This is a genomic window from Rhodococcus erythropolis NBRC 15567 (genome assembly GCF_001552595.1).
GTDB lineage: Bacteria > Actinomycetota > Actinomycetes > Mycobacteriales > Mycobacteriaceae > Rhodococcus_F > Rhodococcus_F erythropolis.
On record NZ_BCRM01000009.1, the window covers coordinates 1 to 23480 of the forward strand.

General features: G+C 60.7%; 33 protein-coding genes. 23 read left to right on the forward strand and 10 right to left on the reverse strand.

Going from position 1 to position 23480, the window contains the following annotated elements; translation table 11 throughout:
• A partial coding sequence (locus RE4_RS14165) for a thioesterase domain-containing protein (protein ID WP_255246881.1) occupies positions 1 to 1055 on the forward strand: 1055 nt, incomplete at its 5' end.
• Positions 1056 to 1227: 172 nt separating this feature from the next.
• Here RE4_RS14165 and RE4_RS14170 read toward each other — a convergent pair.
• The 5 genes from RE4_RS14170 to RE4_RS14190 form a co-directional block, all read right to left on the reverse strand.
• A complete protein-coding gene (locus RE4_RS14170) occupies positions 1228 to 2130 on the reverse strand; it encodes an esterase/lipase family protein (RefSeq protein ID WP_046378249.1) in 903 nt (300 codons plus the stop codon).
• A gap of 87 nt (positions 2131 to 2217) precedes the next feature.
• A complete protein-coding gene (locus RE4_RS14175; protein ID WP_020906886.1) occupies positions 2218 to 3255 on the reverse strand; it encodes an alpha/beta hydrolase in 1038 nt (345 codons plus the stop codon).
• A 118-nt stretch (positions 3256 to 3373) separates the two neighbouring features.
• Positions 3374 to 4234: an ABC transporter permease gene (locus RE4_RS14180; protein ID WP_029254908.1), complete on the reverse strand. Its 861-nt coding sequence runs from the start codon at positions 4232 to 4234 to the stop codon at positions 3374 to 3376.
• A complete protein-coding gene (locus RE4_RS14185; RefSeq protein ID WP_020906888.1) occupies positions 4231 to 5094 on the reverse strand; it encodes an ABC transporter permease in 864 nt (287 codons plus the stop codon). Before RE4_RS14185 ends, RE4_RS14180 begins: the two co-directional genes overlap by 4 nt.
• The gene (locus RE4_RS14190) at positions 5091 to 6062 is read right to left on the reverse strand and encodes an ATP-binding cassette domain-containing protein (RefSeq protein ID WP_029254910.1); all 972 of its coding nucleotides are present in this window, start codon (positions 6060 to 6062) and stop codon (positions 5091 to 5093) included. Before RE4_RS14190 ends, RE4_RS14185 begins: the two co-directional genes overlap by 4 nt.
• Before the next feature lie 404 nt (positions 6063 to 6466).
• Between RE4_RS14190 and RE4_RS14195 the strand changes: the two genes are divergently transcribed.
• Positions 6467 to 7324, forward strand: coding sequence for a glycosyltransferase family 2 protein (locus tag RE4_RS14195; protein ID WP_020906890.1), 858 nt, complete (start codon positions 6467 to 6469; stop codon positions 7322 to 7324).
• Between the two features lie 121 nt (positions 7325 to 7445).
• Here RE4_RS14195 and RE4_RS14200 read toward each other — a convergent pair whose 3' ends face one another.
• The 5 genes from RE4_RS14200 to RE4_RS14220 form a co-directional block, all read right to left on the reverse strand.
• The gene (locus RE4_RS14200) at positions 7446 to 8423 is read right to left on the reverse strand and encodes a diiron oxygenase (RefSeq protein ID WP_029254911.1); all 978 of its coding nucleotides are present in this window, start codon (positions 8421 to 8423) and stop codon (positions 7446 to 7448) included.
• A gap of 6 nt (positions 8424 to 8429) precedes the next feature.
• Positions 8430 to 9308, reverse strand: coding sequence for a prephenate dehydrogenase dimerization domain-containing protein (locus tag RE4_RS14205; RefSeq protein WP_021343554.1), 879 nt, complete (start codon positions 9306 to 9308; stop codon positions 8430 to 8432).
• A gap of 8 nt (positions 9309 to 9316) precedes the next feature.
• Positions 9317 to 11401: an aminodeoxychorismate synthase component I gene (pabB, locus tag RE4_RS14210; RefSeq protein ID WP_019747550.1), complete on the reverse strand. Its 2085-nt coding sequence runs from the start codon at positions 11399 to 11401 to the stop codon at positions 9317 to 9319.
• Positions 11398 to 11922: a chorismate mutase family protein gene (locus RE4_RS14215; protein WP_019747551.1), complete on the reverse strand. Its 525-nt coding sequence runs from the start codon at positions 11920 to 11922 to the stop codon at positions 11398 to 11400. Before RE4_RS14215 ends, pabB begins: the two co-directional genes overlap by 4 nt.
• A gap of 85 nt (positions 11923 to 12007) precedes the next feature.
• Positions 12008 to 12484 carry a hotdog fold domain-containing protein gene (locus tag RE4_RS14220; protein WP_003940943.1) on the reverse strand — a complete coding sequence of 159 codons (477 nt, stop codon included), beginning with the start codon at positions 12482 to 12484 and terminating at the stop codon, positions 12008 to 12010.
• A gap of 575 nt (positions 12485 to 13059) precedes the next feature.
• Here RE4_RS14220 and rpsJ point away from each other — a divergent pair.
• From rpsJ to rplO, 21 genes are all read left to right on the forward strand, one after another.
• Entirely contained in the window at positions 13060 to 13365 is a 306-nt protein-coding gene (rpsJ, locus tag RE4_RS14225) for a 30S ribosomal protein S10 (protein WP_003938093.1), read from the forward strand.
• Positions 13366 to 13382: 17 nt separating this feature from the next.
• Positions 13383 to 14039 carry a 50S ribosomal protein L3 gene (gene rplC / locus RE4_RS14230; protein WP_003940826.1) on the forward strand — a complete coding sequence of 219 codons (657 nt, stop codon included), beginning with the start codon at positions 13383 to 13385 and terminating at the stop codon, positions 14037 to 14039.
• Positions 14036 to 14710: a 50S ribosomal protein L4 gene (rplD, locus tag RE4_RS14235; protein ID WP_003940723.1), complete on the forward strand. Its 675-nt coding sequence runs from the start codon at positions 14036 to 14038 to the stop codon at positions 14708 to 14710. Before rplC ends, rplD begins: the two co-directional genes overlap by 4 nt.
• Entirely contained in the window at positions 14707 to 15012 is a 306-nt protein-coding gene (gene rplW / locus RE4_RS14240; protein WP_003940990.1) for a 50S ribosomal protein L23, read from the forward strand. Before rplD ends, rplW begins: the two co-directional genes overlap by 4 nt.
• A gap of 39 nt (positions 15013 to 15051) precedes the next feature.
• Positions 15052 to 15888, forward strand: coding sequence for a 50S ribosomal protein L2 (gene rplB, locus RE4_RS14245; protein ID WP_003940895.1), 837 nt, complete (start codon positions 15052 to 15054; stop codon positions 15886 to 15888).
• Between the two features lie 13 nt (positions 15889 to 15901).
• Positions 15902 to 16183, forward strand: a complete 282-nt coding sequence (rpsS, locus tag RE4_RS14250) for a 30S ribosomal protein S19 (protein WP_003940820.1) — start codon at positions 15902 to 15904, stop codon at positions 16181 to 16183.
• On the forward strand, positions 16180 to 16584 hold the full coding sequence (rplV, locus tag RE4_RS14255; RefSeq protein ID WP_003940717.1) for a 50S ribosomal protein L22: 405 nt from the start codon (positions 16180 to 16182) through the stop codon (positions 16582 to 16584). The genes rpsS and rplV overlap by 4 nt, the downstream gene beginning before the upstream one ends.
• Positions 16584 to 17390 (forward strand): 30S ribosomal protein S3, encoded by an 807-nt coding sequence (gene rpsC, locus RE4_RS14260; RefSeq protein ID WP_003941003.1) that lies wholly within the window; start codon positions 16584 to 16586, stop codon positions 17388 to 17390. Before rplV ends, rpsC begins: the two co-directional genes overlap by 1 nt.
• Positions 17391 to 17393: 3 nt before the next feature.
• Complete coding sequence (rplP, locus tag RE4_RS14265; protein ID WP_003940899.1) at positions 17394 to 17810, forward strand: 50S ribosomal protein L16; 417 nt, start codon at positions 17394 to 17396, stop codon at positions 17808 to 17810.
• Positions 17810 to 18046, forward strand: a complete 237-nt coding sequence (gene rpmC / locus RE4_RS14270) for a 50S ribosomal protein L29 (protein ID WP_003940734.1) — start codon at positions 17810 to 17812, stop codon at positions 18044 to 18046. The genes rplP and rpmC overlap by 1 nt, the downstream gene beginning before the upstream one ends.
• Positions 18043 to 18324, forward strand: a complete 282-nt coding sequence (rpsQ, locus tag RE4_RS14275) for a 30S ribosomal protein S17 (protein WP_003941020.1) — start codon at positions 18043 to 18045, stop codon at positions 18322 to 18324. The genes rpmC and rpsQ overlap by 4 nt, the downstream gene beginning before the upstream one ends.
• A 348-nt stretch (positions 18325 to 18672) precedes the next feature.
• A complete protein-coding gene (gene rplN / locus RE4_RS14280) occupies positions 18673 to 19041 on the forward strand; it encodes a 50S ribosomal protein L14 (protein WP_003940951.1) in 369 nt (122 codons plus the stop codon).
• Positions 19041 to 19358 carry a 50S ribosomal protein L24 gene (rplX, locus tag RE4_RS14285; protein WP_003941019.1) on the forward strand — a complete coding sequence of 106 codons (318 nt, stop codon included), beginning with the start codon at positions 19041 to 19043 and terminating at the stop codon, positions 19356 to 19358. The genes rplN and rplX overlap by 1 nt, the downstream gene beginning before the upstream one ends.
• Position 19359: 1 nt before the next feature.
• Entirely contained in the window at positions 19360 to 19926 is a 567-nt protein-coding gene (gene rplE, locus RE4_RS14290) for a 50S ribosomal protein L5 (RefSeq protein ID WP_003940924.1), read from the forward strand.
• Positions 19927 to 19930: 4 nt separating this feature from the next.
• Positions 19931 to 20116, forward strand: coding sequence for a type Z 30S ribosomal protein S14 (locus RE4_RS14295; protein WP_003940698.1), 186 nt, complete (start codon positions 19931 to 19933; stop codon positions 20114 to 20116).
• A 452-nt stretch (positions 20117 to 20568) separates the two neighbouring features.
• The gene (rpsH, locus tag RE4_RS14305) at positions 20569 to 20967 is read left to right on the forward strand and encodes a 30S ribosomal protein S8 (protein ID WP_003940873.1); all 399 of its coding nucleotides are present in this window, start codon (positions 20569 to 20571) and stop codon (positions 20965 to 20967) included.
• Between the two features lie 14 nt (positions 20968 to 20981).
• Positions 20982 to 21521 (forward strand): 50S ribosomal protein L6, encoded by a 540-nt coding sequence (rplF, locus tag RE4_RS14310; RefSeq protein WP_003940970.1) that lies wholly within the window; start codon positions 20982 to 20984, stop codon positions 21519 to 21521.
• Between the two features lies 1 nt (position 21522).
• The gene (rplR, locus tag RE4_RS14315; protein ID WP_003940996.1) at positions 21523 to 21930 is read left to right on the forward strand and encodes a 50S ribosomal protein L18; all 408 of its coding nucleotides are present in this window, start codon (positions 21523 to 21525) and stop codon (positions 21928 to 21930) included.
• Between the two features lie 31 nt (positions 21931 to 21961).
• Positions 21962 to 22633, forward strand: a complete 672-nt coding sequence (rpsE, locus tag RE4_RS14320) for a 30S ribosomal protein S5 (protein WP_003940718.1) — start codon at positions 21962 to 21964, stop codon at positions 22631 to 22633.
• Positions 22633 to 22812: a 50S ribosomal protein L30 gene (gene rpmD, locus RE4_RS14325; RefSeq protein ID WP_003940751.1), complete on the forward strand. Its 180-nt coding sequence runs from the start codon at positions 22633 to 22635 to the stop codon at positions 22810 to 22812. The genes rpsE and rpmD overlap by 1 nt, the downstream gene beginning before the upstream one ends.
• Positions 22813 to 22814: 2 nt before the next feature.
• Positions 22815 to 23258 carry a 50S ribosomal protein L15 gene (rplO, locus tag RE4_RS14330; RefSeq protein ID WP_019747555.1) on the forward strand — a complete coding sequence of 148 codons (444 nt, stop codon included), beginning with the start codon at positions 22815 to 22817 and terminating at the stop codon, positions 23256 to 23258.
• Positions 23259 to 23480 lie beyond the last annotated feature (222 nt).

The following is a 23480-nucleotide window of genomic DNA, read 5'->3' on the forward strand; positions in this document are numbered from 1 at the left end:
TTGCGGTGTTCCGAGCTCCCTCTACCGAAGCTGAACTACTTGTCGCAAGCGTCTTTTCGGAGATTCTCGGTGTCGAGGAAATCGGGGCGGACGATAGCTTCTTCGAGTTGGGTGGCAACTCATTGGTCGCAGCGAGGGTTGCAGCTCGGCTGAGCGCAGCAGTTTCCGTGGAGGTCCCACTGCGACTCATCTTCGCGACTTCGACGGTCAGCGAACTTGCAGAACGGATTGCGCTCGGAATTCGGGTGGGCTTCGATGCGAAAACCGATGATGCACTACGAACGCTTCTGCCGCTGAGAACGACAGGGAGCGATGTGCCGTTGTTCTGTGTTCATCCACTCGTTGGACTGGCGTGGCCTTTTGCACCGTTGGCGGCAGTTGTGGACCGTTCGATTCCGCTCTATGGGTTGCAGAGCCCAGTTCTGACTGATGAGGCATTCCAGGGACGATCCCTTGACGATTACGCAGATCGCTACGTGGACGAGATCACCCGGGTTCAGCAGTCAGGCCCGTACCGAATTCTCGGTTGGTCGCTCGGCGCGATCATCGCTCAAGCGGTTGCGGCGAAGATGGAGGAGCGAGGCGAGATCGTTGAGGCGTTGATCTTGCTGGACGGTTCGCCGGAGACACGCGACGAATCAGAGCATGCTGTCCAGGTGCGCGCTGAGTTGGCTGCAATAGGGATTGTCTTCGGCGAGAACGAAAGTCTCGATGAATTGTCGGTCGAGAGGTCAGCAGAGATCTTGGCGGCTGTCGACGGAGAGAGAATCGGACTCGATGCGTCTGCGATCAAACGGTTGCTCACAAGCATTGCGATTTCGGCGAAGCTGATCAACGCCCATCGGCCGCAGTCGTTCAGGGGGCCGATCACTTTCGTGAGTTCGTTGGATCGTTCGGGCGCAAAGCAAGCCGACAAGGTTTGGGGTCCGTACGCGCACGGAGGACTGACGGATGAATTGGTCGACGTTCACCACCTGGAAATGATGTCTCCTGAAGGCGTTCGCGCTATCGGGCTGATTATTGAGCGTGTGTTGCGCGGTGGCGCCGCTGATTGATCAGCCGGCGCATACGAGCCTGGTCGGGCGATGGCCAGGCTCGTATGTTTCGCTCTTCCCGACTGGCCGTGTAGGAGGTCATGTTCGCCCGTGACAGCACACGCTTGTCGATCGGAGGTTGTCGAGTGTGCGATTTCAACTTCTGCGGCGACCTTCGCGACGTCTGAGTCAGCTATGCGCAGGGGATCGGCGTGAATTCCGGATCGAGCGCGGATTTTACGAGGTCCAACGAATGCGCATCACGGACCAGACCCGCATGCGAGGCAGTGTTGCCTGGGCAGCCATCCTGGACCCAGATGTTGTTGACAACAGAATTGGGGCCTGCGGTAAGGAACGAAGCTTCCGGAGGGGTTGAAATCTGGTCGTGAGCGGTCGCGATCACGGTATACGTAACTCCCGGTTGGGTTTCCGAGCCCGCATTGAGCTCAGCCAACAGTGGTGTCCCTTGAAGTTGTTGAACACCAGCTGGTCCCCAGATCGCCTGAACCAAGAGGTCTCCGGGAAGTCCCATATCTGACAGTTGTTTAGCGTTCGCTTGCAAGCCGCCGAAGGTCGTGCCGTGGTTGGTAGCGCCGAGGGTGACCAGAGAATGGACGGCGTTTTTCGACGGATCTTCCGGAGTCGAACCACCGTCGAACTTCAGGTACTGGCGAGCGACGACTCCCCCTTGGGAGTGGCCTACGAGATCCACCTGGCTTGCACCCGTAGAACGGCGAACTGAATCAACGAAGGTTGCAAGCTCTTTCGCTGAAGTCGCAATGTCCCTGATACCCCATTGGAGAGCATTGGGATTGAAGATTTCCCGTGCGCCTCCATAATTGAGTGCAAATACGCAATAGCCGAGATCAGCAAGTTGCGGGGAAAGTTCAGCCCATGTATCAACCATGTTCGCGGTTGTTCCGTGGATGAGAACTACCGGACGAGGATGCTCGGCGCTCGGAACGCAATTCCAGTTGTTCGAACCGGCCGGCGATGGACCCATAGTGGCGAAACCGGGGCTGGGCTCATGATCATCCGCTAGGGCGCTGACGGAGGTGCCTGACAGCAGGAAGCAAGTTCCCAGTACGACCAGCATGATCCGAATGAACCGCACCGCTACATTCCTCCCATGATGCTAAACGGTGCCTCGCGCTGGAGTTGAAGCCAGCACGAGGCACTTGAATCAGACGCCCAGAGACTGTGCGATGAATGGCCAGGACTTGTGTAGATCGTCCTGCCAGTAGCCCCATGAATGGGTACCTGTTGGACGGAAATCCACTACTGCCGGAATATTCAGTTCGAAGAGCCGCTTCGCCATGTTGGAGGTACACAGATTGGTTGCAAGCTCGATCGGGCTGCCGACAACGATCTGGTCGAACATCGCAGCGCGACCGTCCTGGATGCGCGGATTTGCAGGGGTGTCATTGGGGAAACCGGGGAGCCCGCTGCCGGTGCTCATGTAAATCTGTGTGCCACGCAGCTTCTCAGCGTTCACAAGCGGGTCGTGTTCCCGCCAACCGGGGCCGTCGAACGGACCCCACATGTTCTGTACGTCGTCAACGCCGCCGATCCACTCCGTGGTGGTCTTGACGAACTGCTGGCCAAGCGGATCGCTGGTCTGGGCACATCCGCTGAATGCGGCAACGGAGTTGTAAAAGCCTGGGTACTCAATCGCCAGGTTGAGCACAGAAGTGCCCGACATCGAGATTGCGGCAATGGACTGTTCGCCATTGCTGCCAAGTTGCTTGTTCAGCAACGGAGGGAGCTCCTTACCCAGAAAAGTGCTCCACATGTTCTTACCAAGTTTCGGGTCTTCCTTCTCCCAGTCGGTGTAGTACGACAGGCGGCCACCAACTGGCGTCGCGACGTTGACGTTCTTGTCCTGGAAGAAGTCGACGACGTCGGTCTGGTACTCCCAAGTAGCCGAATCTTGTCCACCACCGGCGCCGTTGAGCAGGTACAGGATGGGACGGGGTGCGGAGTCATCGGCAGGAGTGATGACCTGAATTGGAACAACGCGGTCCATCGACGCCGCGTATACATTCACGATCTTTTGGCGATCGTTCACTTGCTCGACTGAGACGACGTAAGAACCACTCGTGACGGACTCCACCGAATCTCCGCCGCCCTGGTGAGCGACAGGTGACGCAGTTGCGATACCGGCCGGAACCAGAGCGCACACCATCGTCACCGCGGCGACACCGGTAGCGCGCCTCCACATGGACTGCCTTGTACGCGTCAAGTTAGATACCTCTCGTTGCGTGGCACGGGTACATCGATGCTCATCCCTGGTGCCACTTGTTTCTCGAATTGTGAAGTCGGTTTGCGGTCTGTATTCGTTACGACATCGCCGCGGCGCGTCGGTATCCCCGAATCGCTGGGTAGACGAAGACGAGAATCATGCCGAAGGACCAGAGCAGCGTCTTGACGAGGGGTTCCGCCACAGGACCCCCTAGCGACAGCCCTCTCATCGTGTCGATCGCGACGGACATCGGTTGCTCTGCCACCACCGGTTGAAGCCACTTCGGGTAGGCCATCACAGGGACGAAGCCGGAATTGAAGAACATCAACAGTGTGCACGAGATGGATACGATTTCGACGAGCGGCAAGTTGTCGGAAACCGTGGCCAGGGCCGTCACCATCATGGCAAAACCGACGCCGAAAATGACGGGCAACGCCAAGATCGCAAAGGCCGCGAGCGGGCCCTGATTGAATCGGAACCCCAACAGGTAGCCGACGCCGAGAATCACGATTGACGTGAGGAGAACTCGGACTGCTTCTGCGATCATGCGTCCGACGAGGCCAGAGGCGCGGTGCGCAGGCAACGTCCAGAATCGACTCAGTAGTCCGGACGCGCGTTCACCTTTGAGACCGACCGCACTTGCAATCGACCCGAACATTGCGCCGACGAGGATGATCAGTGGAACGGTCCCGAAAATACTCGACTGGCCGGTTGCTGCCGTAATCGAATTGCCCAATACGACCCGGAACATCAGCAGCATGAATGCTGGGTAAATGAGGGCCTGAATAGCGGTCGATGGATCGCGCAGCCAGGTGAGCAACAGGCGTTTGGCCTGAATTCCACTGTGAACGACCAGCGCCTTGAACGAGTTCTCGGGGAGCGCATTGTCTGGGTAAGGGAAGTTGAACCCCTCGACCGGGCGGACTACAGCCATGAATCGATCTGTCGGCTCGCTCATGACCGCCTCATACTTGCCCAGAACGCGAGTGGCGCGAACACGACGATCAAGCCGATAGTCCAGGCAACGACGGGAAAGAGGACGCTCCAGGTGACCCCGCCTTGCGCAAGATCACGCATGGCGAATGAAAACTGCGATACCGGTTGATTGCGTACAAACGGCCGAATCCATTCGGGAAAGCCAGTCTCGGGCGCAAAACCGCAGGACAACATCCCCAGAATCAACTGTGGCAATGTCAGCGCTTGACTGGTGGCCTGCGGGCTCTTCGACAGTGAGCCGATCGCATCACCGGCGAAGGACAAGCAGGTGCTGAACGCCAAGGCGACCGCGCAAAACAGGATGGCCTGTCCGATTCCTGCTGAGAATCGAAAACCGATCAAGTGGCCGAACGCCAATGCGGCAGCAAGCGAGACTGTTGATCTGACGAACCCACTGGATTGACGGGACAGCAGCGGAATCGGGCCGACGACGGGCATGGTTTTCATCCGGTTGCTGAATCCGGTGATTGATTCGGTTGACGACATCTGAGCAGCCGAGATCGATGTGAATGCCATGGCTTGCAGCACGATGATCGGCATCAAGAACTGCGCGTAGTTGATCCCTTGAAGTTGCATGACGAACTTCAGAGGAAGGTAGAACCCGATCGTGAAAATCAGCGGTGCGATGACTGCAACGAGCAGTTCATAGCGCTTCACCATCGATTTGACGGTGCGTGCCGTCAACACCCACCACTGATTGATCGCTGACGGATGTGGTCGGCGGTGCTTGCCAACGCTCAAGGCGTCAGGGACTGCAATCTTGCTGCGCGTGTCTCCACGGACAGCCACCTGATCGACCCCGAATTTGGTTGTTGTCGTCACTTTGTCCCACTTACATGCTGCTCGCCAGTGAGTGCGAGGAAGACATCATCGAGTGACGGGCGGCGAAGTGCGATGTCGGCAAGCGGTATCCGAGCATGATCGAGACGGCGCAGTGCTTCAGAGAGCGTTCCGGCGCCGACGGGCGCGGGGATAGCGATTCGGCCGCTCTCTTGTGCCAGGTCGAAGCGGAAGTCTCGGGGCACCAGATTTCCTAGAGCGTGGACCGCGTGGGCCAACTGCTTGAGGTCTGAAGGCACGATCTCGCAAAAGCTCGCGCCAGTCCGAGCCTTCAGTTGATCAGCAGTCCCCTCAGCGATCACCGCGCCTTTGTCGATGACGATGATGTTGTCGCTCAGGAGATCCGCTTCCTCGAGATACTGGGTGGTCAGGAGCACCGTGATGCCCTGCTCCTTCAAAGATTGAACCAGTGACCAGACACTCTGACGGCTTCGCGGATCGAGGCCGGTCGTCGGTTCATCGAGGAAAACCACCTCGGGGCGAACGACGAGCCCACAGGCGATGTCGATTCGTCGACGCATACCTCCCGAATAGTTCCGGACAACGCGAGATCCTGCCTCGACGAGGTCGAACTGCGAGAGTAAATCGGCGGCGCGTACCTTGGCCGACATCCTGTCGAGTCCCATCAAGCGGCCGAACAGTTCGATGTTCTCGCGGCCGGTGAGAGAATCGTCCAGGGCGGCGAACTGCCCGGTCATCATGATGGAGCGTCGAACCTCTGGAGCGTTGCGCACGACGTCGTAGCCGGCCACCATCGCGCGTCCACTGGTGGGACGAATGAGCGTGGAGAGGACCTTCACCGTCGTTGTCTTGCCTGCGCCGTTGGGACCTAAGATGCCGAGCACTGTCCCACGTGGGGCGGTGAAGTTGATCCCTCGCAGCGCGTGCACGTTCTTGAAGGACTTGTGTACGTCCTCCACTAGTACCGCTGCGTCCGTGGAAAAGGGCATCAACACTCCGCTGTCTGCATTGTCGGAACGGGCACGCGCTCCCGACGGGCGCACAGATGCCTTCTGTCTTCTATCCGTGATCTCCGCTCAGATGTTACCGGAGGGTCAAACCGACACTCGGGCAATCGGACGCGTGAGAGGGGGTATTTGGCTCCTGCCAGCAACTCTCACCTTCGATTTCACCTTGTGGCAAGAATCACAAATATTCTTTGTAACGTAAAGATCTCCTCTAATTGAACGAATGACCAAATGGATTTTCAACGCATCTGCGCAGGTGGGTATTCGGTTGCGCGGACCGGAGGTCTTTGATTTGACCGGTGACGAAAGTCCCCCGATTCCTTCCGGTTGGTCCTCTGGGCCCGCTGCTCAATGTCTTGTGGGGAGATTCGCGATACCGTTGGGAAATGGCGAACGCGACGTTGTCGGTGGTTGTTCCGGCTTTTAATGAATCTGAATACATCGAAACGTGCATCGAAGCGCTCATTGCTCAAGGTGAATATGTCGACGAAATCATCGTCGTTGACAATAATTCCTCGGACAACACTTCCGAGTTGATCAAGAAGTATCAAAGTAGTTGTCCCAAGGTTCGGCTTCTCAAAGAATCCCGACCCGGGGTGGTGCATGCGAGAAACAAAGGGTTTGACGCGGCTAGTGGAGAAATTATCGGACGTATCGACGCGGATACGATCGTGGGGGAAAACTGGGCCGTTGCGGTTCACGAATTCTTCGAGCGTCGCGACGATTTCTCGGGCGTAACTGGCCTGACTTACCTTTATGAATCTCCGATCGCCGGCCTTCAGCGCCGATGGACGAATTGGCGACTCGGTCGCGGGGCCCAGGGGGCGGTTCGGCCCGTTGTTGCAGTTCCAGGCAGTAACATGGCGATGCGTCGGTCGGCTTGGTTGGCCGTTAGGGATGCGGTCAGCGATCGAACCGACATTCACGAGGATATCGATCTATCCCTCTGCATGGCGCATGTTCGTTGCGCAGTGGGGCAGATCTCGAGCATGGCCGCAAAGGTTTCGGGTAGGCGTGGAGTTAGTTCGCCGCGCGTGTATGCACGATATAATCGAGCATCGAAGAAAACCCTCGAGCATCATGGTGTATCGAATTGGAAGTTAACATTCTTGATCGCAGCGGACAGTATTCTGCATGCAATCTTGTGGCCTCTTTATCGAATGTATGACAAGAATTCCGGACAACTCTCTTCTCGGGTCTTGGGTCGGAGGCAGCGGGCGCGGGATCTTCCCGTCTTTTCTTGATAAATCCGTCCGGTATTTATTCGAGAATGCTCGTGTTTAGCTGAATAATCGGGAGTGCCCGATAATTGCGGACAATTACTGGTTCGGGTTCGTTGCGAACTATTTCTTTTATTGCACGGGATTAACTGGCAGAATATTTTTCTGCTGCGATTGTTACTTCCGGTGCAACTTGTAGCTTTTGGAGCAGGGACGTTATTCCACTGTAGTCCTGCACGAACAGTTCGTTGCGCGGTTCCAATGCGACATCATCGAGCATCTTCCGTCCTCCAGGTATGGCTTCAATTTCCATGATTGCTCGCCACGCGCCGAAGTCGGTCCCGCTGAACGCACGCATCGCGTCCTCGAAACCTTCCAATAAATAGCTGCGATCTCCACGATCCAGGGAATCCCAGACCAACACGGCTAGTTCCCCGGCAATCGAGGCATGGCAGTACTCGTCGCGAGCGTGCAACCGAATCGTCGCGCGGTTGATCGACTGCACGCCCGGGTCATCCGAGATCAGGTCGAGGTATGCGGTGATCGACACCTCGGCGACGGTCATGAACGCCAACTGTGTCAGGGCGATCTTGCGAGACCCCTCGGCTGCGTCGAGGGCTTGCGCCCGCGTGTGGACCGTCAGGACGTCTGGCAGTGCCTTGGCCGGAAGCGCCCAGCCCCTGCCTCGACGGGTCGCTGAACTGGCATTGAAGTGCATGAGCGTGTGATATTGCTCGTCGACCATCGCCTGATTGACGGCCACTGCAGCCCAATCTCCGAGTCCGACGCCGAGTCGGTCTTCGGCGAGAACGTCGAAGCCGGGATTGACGACGTACTTCTCGATGTCCATGACGTTCTTGTTGAACGCGATCCATGCCCAGGCTTGCAGGCGTTGCTTCTGCTCGGGACTCAATGCCAGGTAGGTCGGATGCTCCGCGAATGGGAGAAGTGCTTCGGGGTAGTCGGACAACGACGAATCGAAGAGATCGTCCAGTTCCGGCTCCGCCTTCTTCACGGTTGCCCGGCGCGCCCAATTGCTCGCAAGCCGACTGACGATTGCACTCTCGACCGGATCCGAGGCGTCGTACTCGGGGAGGCTGGGCGGACTCACTCCAGGTCTCATCGTTCCCTACTCTCTGTGCCCTTCGGCAATGCGATCGAACAAGCTCTGGCACTCCGCGTTCAATTCGCCGGAGTGATCGTCGAGCGCTGCCTCGGCGGTTTTCATCAGCGTCGTGAAGTCGCCGAGCGTCTCGGCCGCCGTGTCCACCTGTGAGGTGGCATCGAACAGTGCTTTTCGTGTCGCACCTGCATACGGATTGCCCGCTTGTACGTCCCAGTACACCTCCGGTTCGCCGCCGGCTATCCGCGCCAGGAGCGCGAGCAAGGTCCGATGCGGGGGAGGGGCTACCGCGAGGAGTTCGTCCGCGGAAACTCCGAGTTCGGCCAGGGCAACGCCGAAAGCCAGCACCGACGCGTGTGTCAGAACCTGGGTAGCCGCGGCCAACCGGTCGTGACGATCGGCGTCCATCACCGCGACCGACGCTCCCCACGAGCGCACGACGTCGAGGAATCTGACGGACTGCGGACCGTCGACGTACGGCACTGCGATGACGGCCCGACCGCGTGGGCCGAGCGACGGACGGAACATGGGGTTGAGTCCGAGGAACTCCCCTTCTCGGCCGGCGTCGGCGATTGCCGCGTCCATCCGCGATTTGACCGACAGCGTGTCCACAACGAGAGCGCCGGATGTTCGAAGGCTCGGTAGTGCGGCTAGAGCGACCTGTTCGGGAACGGCGAGCACGATGACGCTCGAGGACTCCACGTGTGCGAGGACCCGGTCACTGGGTTTCGTTATGTCTCCGACGACTACATCTCCGTCAGGATCGCTGCCTGCTGGGTCGACGACGGTGACCGTCGACCCCCCGCCGCGAAGCAGTTCGACGAACATGGATCCGACGGCACCCAGCCCGCCGACAACCGTCGCTGTGCCTGATGCCGCCGTCATGGCTGGATCTACCCGCCGTACTCGAGGACCCGCGAGGACACCGCATCGAGTGCACGGAGCAGAGTGGACGCCTTGACCGTGGTCTCGTCGAATTCTTCTTCCGGGTCGGACAACGCTGTGATGGCACCGCCGATTCCGAAGGTCACGCCGCTCTCGGTGCAGACCAGCGACCGGATCACGATCGAGAGGTCCGCGGCGCCACCGAGGGCGAAGTACCCGATCGATCCCGAGTAGACCCCGCGTGGGCCGGATTCGAGGCGGTCGATGATCTCCATCGTCCGTACTTTCGGGGCGCCGGTCATCGATCCGCCGGGGAACGCGGCACGGACGCAGTCCACCGCGGACGACCCCGGACTCAGATGTCCACGCACCGTCGACACCATTTGGTGAACGGACGAGTACGACTCGATCGCGAACAGCCTCGGAACGTGGACACTTCCCGGAACGCAGACCTTGGTGAGGTCGTTGCGAGTGAGGTCCACGATCATCAGGTTCTCGGCGCGGTCCTTCTCGCTGTCGAGCAGGTCCTGCCGTAGGGCAGCGTCACGCGCTCGGGTGACGCCGCGCGGGCGGGTCCCTTTGATCGGCTTGGACTCGACGTTGCCGTCCGAGTCGACACGAAGGAACCGCTCAGGCGAGGCCGAGACCACCGAGATTCCGGTGAAGTCGAGAAGTGCGCTGTACGGCGTCGGATTGATCGAGCGCAGATACTCGAACGCCTGCTGTGCATCGATCGTCTCGTCGACGCTCGCCATGTTGGTCAGACACACCTCGTAGGACTCACCTGCCCGGATCTCCGAGAGGGCCGTTCCGATCAACGACAGGTACTGATCGCGATCATGCCGAAGGCGAGCCTGCGTCCAGACGGTGTCGCTGATCAGCGGAACCGGGGTGCGTTCCGGAAGGTCCGCGCCGATCCGCGCCAAGGTGTCGACGGTCGATTCGAGCCAATCGTCATAGCCGGCGTCCCGGACTTTCTCGCGCAACCTCAAAACGTGAGTGCGGCCGACGGTGTGATCGATGACGACGGCGCGATCGGCAAACACCAGAGCGGCATCAGGAGTGGGTGCCGGATGGACTGCCCTTCCTCCGGTCTGTGCTTTCAGTTCGTAGCCGAGGTAGCCCACGTAGCCGAGGTTGAAGTCGAGTTCCGGATGCGAGGGCACGAAGCGCGTCGCGAGTTGTGCGTCCAAGTAATCGAAGAACGGAACTCGAATGTGCTCGTCGGACAAGCCTTTTCGGCTGACAGTCAGTACCTCGGCTTGCACGTCGTACGTGATGAACTCGGCCAGCGGCCCCGACGAATCGCCGAGAATCGAAAAGCGCGCACTCGGCTCTGCGGTTGCCGCGCGGTCCAGCCAGAACGCGTTCGGGCCGTCGGCGAACAGTGCTGCATAGGCCGCAGACGGGTCCACTGCAAAATCGAGAGTCACGTCGTCGACGTCGTAGTTGATCGCCGGCCGCAGGTCGGGTGTTTGCGAAGTCGGTTCGGGTCGGATCACCGAATCCAGAGTGCGTCCGACGGACAGATCGCGGAAGTTCGCGAGCAAATCTATGCCGAACTCGGTACTGATGGACTCCGGATGGAACTGAACGCCCCACATCGGCTTGGTCCGGTGCCGGACACCCATGAGCAGTCCGTCGGACGTCCACGCGGTACGAACGAAGGCGTTCGGCAGATTCTCGACGGTCAACGAGTGGTAGCGAACAGCTCGGAACGGCGACGGAAGTCCGGCAAAGATGCCCGAGCCGTCGTGATCGATCAGCGAAATTCGGCCGTGCATCGGTACGGGCGCAACCACCACGTCCGCGCCGAACAACTCGCACAGGCCCTGGTGGCCGAGACAGACACCGAGAAGTGGGAGAGGCGCTTCTTCGATGAAACGGCGGCTGATTCCGAAATCACGGTCGCGATCCGGCCGGCCGGGACCTGGGGAGATGACCACGTTGTCGTATGACGCGAGATCGATGGAATCCCAATCCGCGTCGTTGCGGACCACGGTCGGCACAACCCCGTTGACCTCGGTCAACAGGGTGAACAGGTTGTAGGTGAACGAGTCGTAATTGTCCACCAGAAGGGTGCGGGAACTCATGTCGATGATCCTGATCTCGGTCCGACGGATTCCCGAACAGTGTCCTCCTCCTCAACAGGTGCGTTGATCACCAGGTCTTCGAGTCGACAGGTCTCGGCAATCATCAGCTCGTACAGGGCGTTGAAGAAGTCGGGGGAGAGGTCGTGTCTACGGGCGAATTCACGCGCCCGCTCCTGCACGAGGCGGACGCGGCCGGGTTGCATCATCGGAACCTCGCGGGAGCGCTTCCACTCGCCGATGCGTAGGCAGAGTTCCAGCCGCTGCCGCACCGTCTCGAGAAGTAGAGCGTCGATGGCGTCGAGGTCGCGCCGGAAGCTGTCCAATCCCTCGGCCTCGTCCGGATACGACGAGGTCTGCGTGCCTGCTTCGGAACTCGTTGTGGTCAAGAACTCTTCCACGAGGCCTCCCGGTGCTCGGCGTGACGCGAGGTCGACAATGTGGTGCCCGGAACGCAACCCACCTCCGGACACCGGCACCCCGACCGACCATCGCCGTTCGGGGAGGTGTTCCACGATCGTCATTCGCCGAAACCTGCGGTGGTGCCTAATTCTGCGAAACCTGTTTGGCGGGCGAATCAGGTTGCGATGCAGGCGGGTTCGTGAGTGCCTACTTGGGGGAGACCCAGGTGGTGATTTCGGCGTGGACTACTTCCTTGCCGCCACGGTCGAAGATCGAGATGGGAACGAGAAGTTCCGTGCCACTCTCGATCGCCGCGAAGTCCGGCAAAGTCTCGAGTCGGGCGACCGCCCGCAGGCCGGTCTCGGCCTTGGCGAGGTAGTCGACCTTCATGGACTTGGGGATCCAGCGGTGCGAGTTCGGAACCGTCGCTTCGCTCAGCATGCCCATTGCGACCTCCGCGAGATTGCATGCTGCGATCGCGTGAAAAGTGCCGAGATGGTTGTGGACGCCCCACCATTTGGGGGAGCGGACCTCGCACAGGCCCGGTTCCAACTTGGTCACCCGGGGGAGAACGGAGGCGAAGTAGGGCACGCGAATGGACATCGCCGCCGAGAAAACTGCATGTCCGAGGGCGTTGTCCGGCAATTTCTGCCATCCGCGATAGGTGGGGCTGGAAGTAGTCATCGGACTATCTTACTTCTGAGTAAGGTTGTTGTCGCGCAGCTCACTCGGAAAGGCTGGTTCGGGGGAGTTGAGGAATCGGGCCAGGTACGGCATACTGGTCGGGTTGCCTTGTCCGGGACGCGGTCGTTTGCGGCCGTGATCGGGTAAGGGTAAGACGTCACAGACGATCGATCGCAGATCCCGTCAGGGTAATCGGGTCAACGACTGTGACCATGCAAGACATGCAAGACGAGAAGTAATGCAGGACGGAAGCAGTACCTACTTTGTGTTCGACATCGAACACGTCCGGTACGCATCACGCGCCAGATGATCGAAAGATTGTCCGGCGCAGGATGAGTGAGAAGGCGACACGCCCGACCGCGTGTACCGGAGAACAATGACAAACGAACAGCGGCAGCAGATCCTGATCTGATCCGATGCTCGGTTTACCGCTAACACGGTCTTCCGAACTTTCGGACTTGGTCCCGATCGCTTCAGTGTTCGTCGTGTCATCGTCCAGGCAAGGACTGTGCAGACGAGGTAGCTCGAGCCTGACCAGGCGGGCTACGAAACGCGGCAAGAAAAGGACACTAAGCGTGGCGGGACAAAAGATCCGCATCAGGCTCAAGGCCTACGACCACGAGGCGATCGACGCGTCAGCGCGCAAGATCGTCGAGACGGTAACCCGTACGGGTGCCCGCGTCGTTGGACCTGTGCCGTTGCCGACCGAGAAGAACGTATATTGCGTCATCCGCTCGCCGCACAAGTACAAGGACTCGCGCGAGCACTTCGAGATGCGTACTCACAAGCGGCTGATCGACATTCTCGACCCGACGCCGAAGACGGTTGACGCGCTCATGCGCATCGACCTTCCGGCCAGTGTCGACGTGAACATTCAGTGACGGCGGAGACAAAAACAATGACTGATACCAAGATCAAGGGAATCCTGGGCACCAAGCTCGGCATGACCCAGGTCTTCGACGAGAACAACCGGGTTGTCCCGGTCACCGTCGTGAAGGCTGGGCCGAACGTCGTAACCCAGATCCGTACCGAAGAGCGTGACGGCTACAGCGCCGTTCAGCTCGCGTTCGGCGCCATCGACCCGCGCAAGGTGAACAAGCCGACTTCCGGCCAGTTCACCAAGGCTGGTGTGACCCCGCGTCGCCACGTAGTGGAGCTCCGCGTTGCGGACACCTCCGACTACGAGGTCGGCCAGGAACTCACCGCCGAGGTCTTCGAGGACGGCGCATACGTCGACGTCACCGGAACCAGCAAGGGCAAGGGCTTCGCCGGAACCATGAAGCGTCACGGCTTCAAGGGACAGGGCGCGTCGCACGGTACCCAGGCTGTTCACCGCCGCCCGGGCTCCATCGGTGGCTGTGCAACTCCCGGCCGCGTGTTCAAGGGCATGCGCATGTCCGGACGCATGGGTAGCGACCGCATCACGACGCAGAACCTCTCGGTCCACAAGGTGGATGCCGAGAACGGCCTGCTGCTGATCAAGGGTGCGATCCCCGGCCGCAAGGGCGGCCTCGTGATCGTCAAGAGTGCAGTGAAGGGTGGTGCACGGGCATGACCAGCACCGAGACCAAGTTGACCCTGGACGTCAAGGTCGCCGGCGGCAAGACCAACGGCACCGTCGATCTCCCCGCTGAGATCTTCGACGCTCCGGCCAACATCGCGCTTCTCCATCAGGTTGTCGTCGCGCAGCTCGCAGCTGCTCGTCAGGGAACCCACTCCACCAAGACCCGCGGCGACGTCCGCGGCGGTGGCAAGAAGCCGTACCGCCAGAAGGGCACCGGCCGCGCACGCCAGGGCTCGACTCGCGCACCGCAGTTCGTCGGCGGCGGAACCGTTCACGGCCCGCAGCCGCGTGACTACAGCCAGCGCACCCCCAAGAAGATGAAGGCAGCCGCTCTTCGCGGAGCCCTCTCTGACCGCGCACGCAACGAGCGCATCCACGTCATCACGGAACTGGTTGCAGGGCAGACGCCTTCGACCAAGGGCGCAATCGCGTTCCTCGGTGAGATTTCGGATCGCAAGAAGCTGCTGCTCGTCGTGGGTCGCCAGGATGTAGCCGCTTGGAAGAGCGTGCAGAACCTGGAAGGCGTGCATCCCATTGCACCCGACCAGCTCAACACCTACGACGTGCTCAATGCAGACGATGTCGTGTTCAGCGTCGAGGCACTCAACGCGTTCATCCACGGGCCCGCAGAGAGCGCTCAGAACAAGGAGGACGCCAAGTGAGCACCATCGCTGACCCCCGCGACATCCTGCTCGCTCCGGTCATCTCCGAGAAGTCCTACGGACTGATCGAGGAAGGCACCTACACCTTCCTGGTGCACCCGGACTCGAACAAGACGCAGATCAAGATTGCCGTCGAGAAGGTCTTCGGCGTCAAGGTGACCAGCGTCAACACCGCCAACCGTCAGGGCAAGCGTAAGCGGACCCGATTCGGTTACGGCAAGCGCAAGGACACCAAGCGCGCGCTCGTGACCCTGTCCGCTGACAGCAAGCCCATCGAGATCTTCGGAGGACCGGTCGCGTAAGCGCCGGGACTTGACGAGACATAGAGGACGAGAAGACTCATGGCAATCCGTAAGTACAAGCCGACAACACCGGGCCGTCGTGGCTCGAGCGTCTCGGACTTCGCCGAGATCACTCGGTCAACCCCCGAGAAGTCGCTGGTTCGCCCGCTGCACGGTCGCGGTGGACGTAACGCACACGGTCGTATCACCACCCGTCACAAGGGTGGCGGACACAAGCGTGCATACCGACTGATCGATTTCCGTCGCAACGACAAGGACGGCATCCCGGCAAAGGTCGCTCACATCGAGTACGACCCCAACCGCACAGCAAACATCGCACTCCTGCATTACGCAGACGGTGAGAAGCGCTACATCATCGCCCCCAAGGGCCTGGTGCAGGGTTCACCGGTCGAGTCCGGTGCAGGCGCCGACATCAAGCCGGGCAACAACCTGCCGCTGCGCAACATCCCGACTGGTACCACCATCCACGGTGTGGAACTGCGTCCCGGCGGCGGAGCCAAGATGGCTCGTTCCGCAGGCGCCAGCATCCAGCTCCTCGGTAAGGAAGGCAGCTACGCCACGCTGCGTATGCCTTCCGGTGAAATCCGTCGCGTCGACGTGCGCTGCCGCGCATCCGTCGGCGAGGTCGGCAACGCCGAGCAGTCGAACATCAACTGGGGCAAGGCCGGCCGTATGCGTTGGAAGGGCAAGCGCCCGACCGTTCGTGGTGTCGTGATGAACCCGGTCGACCACCCGCACGGTGGCGGCGAGGGCAAGACCTCAGGTGGACGCCACCCGGTCAGCCCGTGGGGTAAGCCTGAAGGCCGTACCCGCAAGAACAAGGCAAGCGACAAGATGATCGTCCGTCGCCGCCGCACCGGCAAGAACAAGCGCTAGGAGGGAGTGAAGGATGCCACGCAGCCTTAAGAAGGGCCCGTTCGTCGATGACCACCTCCTCGCGAAGGTGGATGTACAGAACGAAAAGGGAACCAAGCAGGTCATCAAGACCTGGTCCCGTCGTTCGACAATCATCCCGGACTTCATCGGCCACACGTTTGCAGTTCACGACGGCCGCAAGCACGTCCCCGTGTTCGTTTCCGACTCCATGGTCGGACACAAGCTCGGAGAGTTTGCACCGACCCGCACGTTCAAGGGTCACATCAAGGATGATCGGAAGGCGAAGAGGCGATGAGCAACACCGAAACCGCCAACCCGACTGCCAAGGCTGTAGCGAAGCACGTTCGCGTTACGCCGATGAAGGCACGTCGAGTTGTGGACCTGGTCCGCGGGCGCTCGGTTGAAGACGCCCTGAACATCCTGAAGTTCGCGCCGCAGGCAGCGAGCGAGCCGGTCGCCAAGGTGATCGCCTCCGCAGCAGCCAACGCCGAGAACAACCTCGACCTCGACCCCAGCACGCTTGTCGTTGCTACGGCGTTCGTGGACGAGGGCGCGACCCTCAAGCGGTTCCAGCCGCGTGCACAGGGACGTGCGTTCCGTATTCGCAAGCGCACCAGTCACATCACCGTGATCGTGGAGAGCCTGCCGAAGACCGGAACATCGACCCGTAATCGCCGGAAGGGAAGTGCTCAGTAGTGGGCCAGAAAATCAACCCGCACGGCTTCCGTCTCGGCATCACCACCGACTGGAAGTCTCGCTGGTACGCAGACAAGCAGTACGCGGAGTACGTCAAGGAAGACGTCGCGATCCGTAAGCTCCTCGCCACCGGCATGGAGCGCGCAGGAATCGCGAAGGTCGAAATCGAGCGCACCCGTGACCGTGTTCGCGTGGACATCCACACTGCACGTCCGGGCATCGTCATCGGCCGCCGCGGCGCCGAAGCCGATCGCATCCGCTCCGAGCTCGAGAAGCTGACCGGCAAGCAGGTTCAGCTGAACATCCTCGAGGTCAAGAACGCAGAAGCTGAAGCACAGCTCGTCGCACAGGGTGTGGCCGAGCAGCTCTCGAACCGCGTTGCCTTCCGTCGTGCAATGCGCAAGGCCATCCAGTCGGCCATGCGTCAGCCCAACGTCAAGGGAATCCGCGTTCAGTGCTCCGGTCGTCTCGGCGGCGCCGAGATGTCCCGGTCGGAGTTCTACCGCGAAGGCCGTGTGCCGCTGCACACGCTTCGTGCGGACATCGACTACGGCCTCTACGAGGCCAAGACCACCTTCGGTCGCATCGGCGTCAAGGTCTGGATCTACAAGGGCGACATCGTCGGTGGCAAGCGTGAGCTCGCCGCCAACACGGCCGCACCGGCCGGGGATCGCCCGCGTCGTGAGCGTCCGAGCCGTCCGCGTCGTTCCGGTGCCACCGGTACCACTGCGACCAGCACCGAGGCCGGCCGCGCAGCGACCGCAACCGCCGATGCTCCCGCAACTGAACAGAATCAGGAGGGCTGACGCATGTTGATCCCACGGCGGGTCAAGCACCGCAAGCAGCACCACCCGAGCCGTTCGGGTGCCGCCAAGGGCGGTACCCAGGTGACCTTCGGTGACTACGGCATCCAGGCTCTCGAGCCTGCCTACATCACCAACCGGCAGATCGAGTCCGCTCGTATCGCCATGACTCGGCACATCAAGCGTGGCGGCAAGATCTGGATCAACATCTTCCCGGATCGCCCCCTCACGAAGAAGCCGGCCGAAACCCGAATGGGTTCCGGTAAGGGTTCGCCCGAGTGGTGGATTGCCAACGTAAAGCCCGGACGCGTTCTGTTCGAGATGACATACCCCAACGAGGAGATTGCTCGTGAGGCCCTGCGCCGCGCGATGCACAAGCTCCCGTGCAAGTGCCGGATCGTGACCAGAGAGGAGCAGTTCTGATGGCTACTGGAACCCCAGCAGCAGAGCTCCGCGAGCTCAGTGAAGACGAGCTGGTCACCCGGCTCCGTGAGTCGAAGGAAGAGCTTTTCAACCTTCGTTTCCAGATGGCTACCGGCCAGATGGACAACAACCGACGACTGCGCACCGTTCGTCACGAGATCGCGCGCATCTACACCGTCCTGCGTGAGCGTGAGCTCGGACTCGCTGTGGGTCCGGATGCAGGTGACGCGGCATGAGTGAGGAAAAAGCAGTGAGCACAGAAGAGCGCGCGAGCCGTAAGGTCCGTGTCGGATACGTCGTGTCCGACAAGATGGAAAAGACGATCGTGGTCGAGCTCGAAGACCGCGTCAAGCACAAGCTCTACGGCAAGATCATCCGCCGTACGACCAAGGTGAAGGCGCACGACGAGAACGGCGTTGCCGGCGTCGGCGACCGCGTTCAGCTGATGGAAACCCGTCCGCTGTCCGCGACGAAGCACTGGCGTCTGGTCGAGGTCCTCGAAAAGGCCAAGTAAGCCTGATCGAATCCTCGAGCTGATCGAGTATCACCGAATGGCCCGCTTCCCCTTGGGGGAGTGGGCCATTCGGCTTTCCGGGGGCTTTCCGGGGGCTTTCCGGGCGAAGGGTTCGAGTTGCGTCGAGTACGGCTGATTTGGTATTCGGTGAACCCTTCCCTACAATAGAACGGTTGCCTGTGGCAGAGGTGTGTCTTCACGTGCGCAGCTCGAACGGTGCTTGCAGTGATCGTCTCCCGACGTCAGTCGGTGGGACTGCAGCTCAGACACGACGCAGGTGGCAACAATGACCGCGCGCACCGGGTCGGTAATCCGTTGCGCACGAAATTCCAGGTCTAGGGAGATCAAGTGATTCAGCAGGAGTCGCGAGTTCGCGTCGCTGATAACACGGGTGCCAAGGAAATCCTTTGCATCCGCGTTCTCGGCGGTTCGTCACGTCGCTACGCCGGGATCGGTGACGTCATCGTCGCCACCGTCAAGGACGCAATCCCCGGTGGAAACATCAAGAAGGGTGAGGTCGTCAAGGCCGTCATCGTTCGCACGACCAAGGAGCGCCGTCGTCCGGACGGTTCCTACATCAAGTTCGACGAGAACGCTGCAGTGCTCATCAAGGCTGACAGTGATCCCCGTGGAACCCGCATCTTCGGACCCGTCGGCCGTGAGCTGCGCGAGAAGAAGTTCATGAAGATCGTTTCGCTTGCCCCGGAGGTGCTGTGATGAAGGTGCACAAGGGTGACACCGTTCTGGTCATCGCCGGCAAGGACAAGGGCGCGAAGGGCAAGGTCATTCAGGCCTACCCCGCGACCGACAAGGTCCTCGTCGAAGGCGTGAACCGAATCAAGAAGCACACCGCGGTTTCCGCGAACGAGCGCGGAGCATCCTCCGGCGGCATCGTCACGCAGGAAGCCCCGATCCACGTTTCCAACGTTGCAGTCGTCGACTCGGACGGAAACCCCACCCGCGTGGGCTACCGCACCGACGAAGAGTCCGGCAAGCGCGTTCGGATTTCCCGGAAGAACGGGAAGGACATCTGACATGACCTCCACCGAAAACAAGGTCCAGCCGCGCCTCAAGGCACGCTACCGCGCTGAGATCAAGGACGCGCTCAACAGCGAGTTCGACTACTCGAACGTCATGCAGATCCCCGGCGTCGTCAAGGTTGTCGTCAACATGGGCGTCGGCGACGCTGCCCGTGACGCCAAGCTGATCAACGGCGCTGTCCATGACCTGTCGCTGATCACGGGCCAGAAGCCCGAGATCCGCAAGGCACGTAAGTCCATCGCGCAGTTCAAGCTCCGCGAAGGTATGCCCATCGGCGCACGCGTCACCCTCCGTGGCGACCGCATGTGGGAGTTCCTGGACCGCCTCGTGTCTGTCGCTCTGCCCCGTATCCGCGACTTCCGCGGTCTCTCGGGCAACCAGTTCGACGGCAACGGCAACTACACGTTCGGCCTCAACGAGCAGTCGATGTTCCACGAGATCGACGTGGACAAGATCGATCGCCCCCGCGGTATGGACATCACCGTCGTGACCACCGCAACCAACAACGAAGAAGGCCGTGCACTGCTCAAGCACCTCGGCTTCCCGTTCAAGGAGAACTGAGCGCATGGCTAAGAAGGCATTGGTCAACAAGGCCAACAAGAAGCCCAAGTTCGCGGTTCGCGCCTACACCCGCTGCCAGCGGTGCGGTCGCCCGCACTCGGTGTTCCGCAAGTTCGGCTTGTGCCGTATCTGCGTTCGCGAGATGGCTCACGCCGGCGAGCTTCCCGGAGTTCGCAAGAGCTCTTGGTGATCTGAGGCCCTCGGGCTTCGTCACACCACGCATGTGAATGGACGTGGGTTCCTTTGGAACCCACGTCCATTCGTGGTTTCCATCGAGTTGTGTATCGCGCCGATCCTGAAAAGAACTGTCGCGCTGCGACTCTGGTTGAAAGCGATCATCGTTCGTCGATGTCGTTCTTCGGTGCCGAACGAGCAGTTCAGATTTCGGGGTGCGTCGATACCTTCTCGATCAGCGACCTTCGGGTGGCGGTGGGGGAGCCGACGTGGCATCCCGGTGGACACCTGCGCCAAAGTTCCCTACACTAGAGCGGTTGCCGTGGCTGACGCATGCGTTCAGCTCGGTGCGGTAACTTACGCCGTCTGACACAAGTCGGACGGCCCAGCCGAATTGCTGGAGGCCCACGATCGGATTCGTCCGGTGTTGCATGGGAACCACAGCGAGAAAGGTGTCGAGGTCGACCTATGACCATGACTGACCCCATCGCAGACTTCTTGACGCGTCTGCGCAACGCCAACACGGCGTACCACGATGAGGTGAAGCTTCCCCACTCGAAGATCAAGGCGAACATCGCCGAGATCCTCAAGCGCGAGGGCTACATCTCCGATTTCCGTACCGAAGACGCAGAGGTCGGCAAGACCCTCATCGTCGATCTGAAGTACGGTCCCAGCCGCGAGCGTAGCCTCGCCGGCGTGCGTCGCGTTTCCAAGCCCGGTCTCCGGGTTTACGCGAAGTCCACCAACCTGCCCAAGGTCCTCGGAGGCCTCGGCGTGGCCATCATCTCCACGTCGTCCGGTCTGCTCACCGATCGCCAGGCGGCCAATCAAGGAGTAGGCGGGGAAGTCCTCGCCTACGTCTGGTAAGGGAGGCCACCACAATGTCGCGTATTGGAAAGATTCCGGTCACCGTCCCCGCGGGCGTTGACGTCACGATCAGCGGCCAGGATGTCACCGTCAAGGGTCCCAAGGGCACCCTCGCGCTGACCATCTCCGAGCCCATCGCAATCGAAAAGGCAGAGGACGGCTCGCTGAGCGTCACGCGCCCCGACGACGAGCGTCGTAGCCGCGCGCTGCACGGTCTGTCGCGGACCCTGGTTGCGAACATCATCACCGGTGTCACCGAGGGTTACACGAAGAAGATGGAGATCCACGGTGTTGGTTACCGTGTGGCACTGAAGGGCAAGGACCTCGAGTTCGCGCTCGGCTTCAGCCACCCGGTGCCGATCGAGGCTCCTGAAGGCATCACCTTCGTCGTCGAGTCGCCCACCCGGTTCTCGGTGTCCGGCATCGACAAGCAGAAGGTCGGGCAGATCTCGGCCAACATCCGTCGTCTCCGTCGTCCGGACCCGTACAAGGGTAAGGGCGTGCGTTACGAGGGTGAGCAGATCCGCCGCAAGGTCGGAAAGACGGGTAAGTGATATGAGCCAGACTGCAAACCAGAAAGCCAAGCGGATTCCGCTGGGCAAGGATGCGTCCACCAAGCGTCGTCTCTCGAAGACGCGTCGTCACTTCCGTCTCCGCAAGAAGGTCTCCGGCACGCCCGAGCGTCCCCGCTTGGTCGTCAACCGGTCCTCGCGCCACATCCACGTCCAGCTCGTGGACGACCTGGCCGGCCACACCCTGGCCTCCGCGTCGACCATCGAAGCAGACGTGCGCGTGGCAGAAGGCGACAAGAAGGCTGCGAGCGCGAAGGTCGGTCAGCTGATCGCCGAGCGCGCCAAGGCTGCCGGCGTGGAAGCAGTTGTCTTCGACCACGGCGGACACGGCTACCACGGTCGCATCGCGGCCCTGGCAGACGCGGCTCGCGAAGGCGGGTTGAAGTTCTGATGACCAACATTTTCAACGGAAGGACAGCCTGATGCCGGGACGTCAAAGGCGTGACGGCGGAAGCGGACCCGCCGGACAGAATGGCCCCAACAGCGGTGACAACAGCAACGCTCGTGGGGACAACCGTGGTGGCGGCCGTGACCGTCGCGACGGTGGCCGTGGCGGAAACGCTGCGGAGAAGTCACAGTTCATCGAGCGCGTTGTCACGATCAACCGCGTTTCCAAGGTCGTCAAGGGTGGTCGTCGCTTCAGCTTCACCGCTCTGGTGATCGTCGGAGACGGCAACGGACTGGTCGGCGTCGGCTACGGAAAGGCCAAGGAAGTTCCCGCGGCCATCCAGAAGGGTGTCGAGGAGGCTCGCAAGAGCTTCTTCCGCGTCCCGATGATCGCCAACACCATCACTCACCCCGTTCAGGGTGAGGCTGCTGCCGGCATCGTCATGCTTCGCCCGGCAAGCCCCGGTACCGGTGTTATCGCCGGTGGCGCTGTGCGCGCCGTGCTGGAGTGCGCTGGTATCGCGGACATCCTGTCGAAGTCGCTCGGTAGCGACAACGCCATCAACGTCGTGCATGCGACCGTTGCTGCGCTCAAGGGTCTGCAGCGTCCCGAGGAAGTTGCGGCTCGCCGCGGCCTCACCCTCGAAGAGGTTGCACCCGCCGGCATGCTTCGCGCTCGCGCACAGGCTGCTGGGAGTGTGAAGTAATGGCAGATCTCAAGGTCACTCAGATCAAGAGCATCATCGGGACCAAGCAGAACCAGAAGGATTCTCTGCGCACGCTCGGTCTCAAGGGCATCCGTCAGACCGTTGTTCGTGAGGACAACGCACAGAACCGCGGTCTGATCAACGTGGTGCGCCACCTCGTAACAGTTGAGGAGGTCTAACCATGACCATCAAACTGCACCACCTGCGCCCCGCTCCGGGATCCAAGTCCAACAAGATTCGTGTTGGACGCGGTGAGGGCGGCAAGCGTGGTAAGACCGCAGGTCGCGGTACCAAGGGCACCAAGGCACGTAACACCGTGCGCGTGGGCTTCGAGGGTGGACAGATGCCGCTTCACATGCGTCTGCCCAAGCTCAAGGGCTTCACGAACCCGTTCCGCACCGAGTACCAGGTCGTCAATGTCGGCGACATCGCCCGTCTGTTCCCCGAAGGTGGAGCAATCACGGTCGAGGATCTCGTTGCCAAGGGCGCAGTCCGCAAGAACCAGCTCGTCAAGGTTCTGGGCGACGGCGAACTGACAGTTGCCGTTCAGGTGACCGTCGACAAGTTCACCGGTTCCGCCAAGGAAAAGATTGCTGCTGCCGGTGGTTCCGCCACCGAGCTGTGAGTAATCACGCGTAGCTAGTCCGATGGCCGCAGCGCAGCGTTTGCTGCGCTGCGGCCATCGGCGTCTACCAGGTCTTGTCACAGATTGGTCGTGCATGCCTCGGATGGGCCAGTATTCTGGTCACCGAGTGGCAAATGTATCTTCGGCTTACCCGGTTTTCGTGGTCTGCCCGCTTAGTTCCCAAATGCTCACTGTTAGAGTTCAAAAGTTCGACAGGTCAAA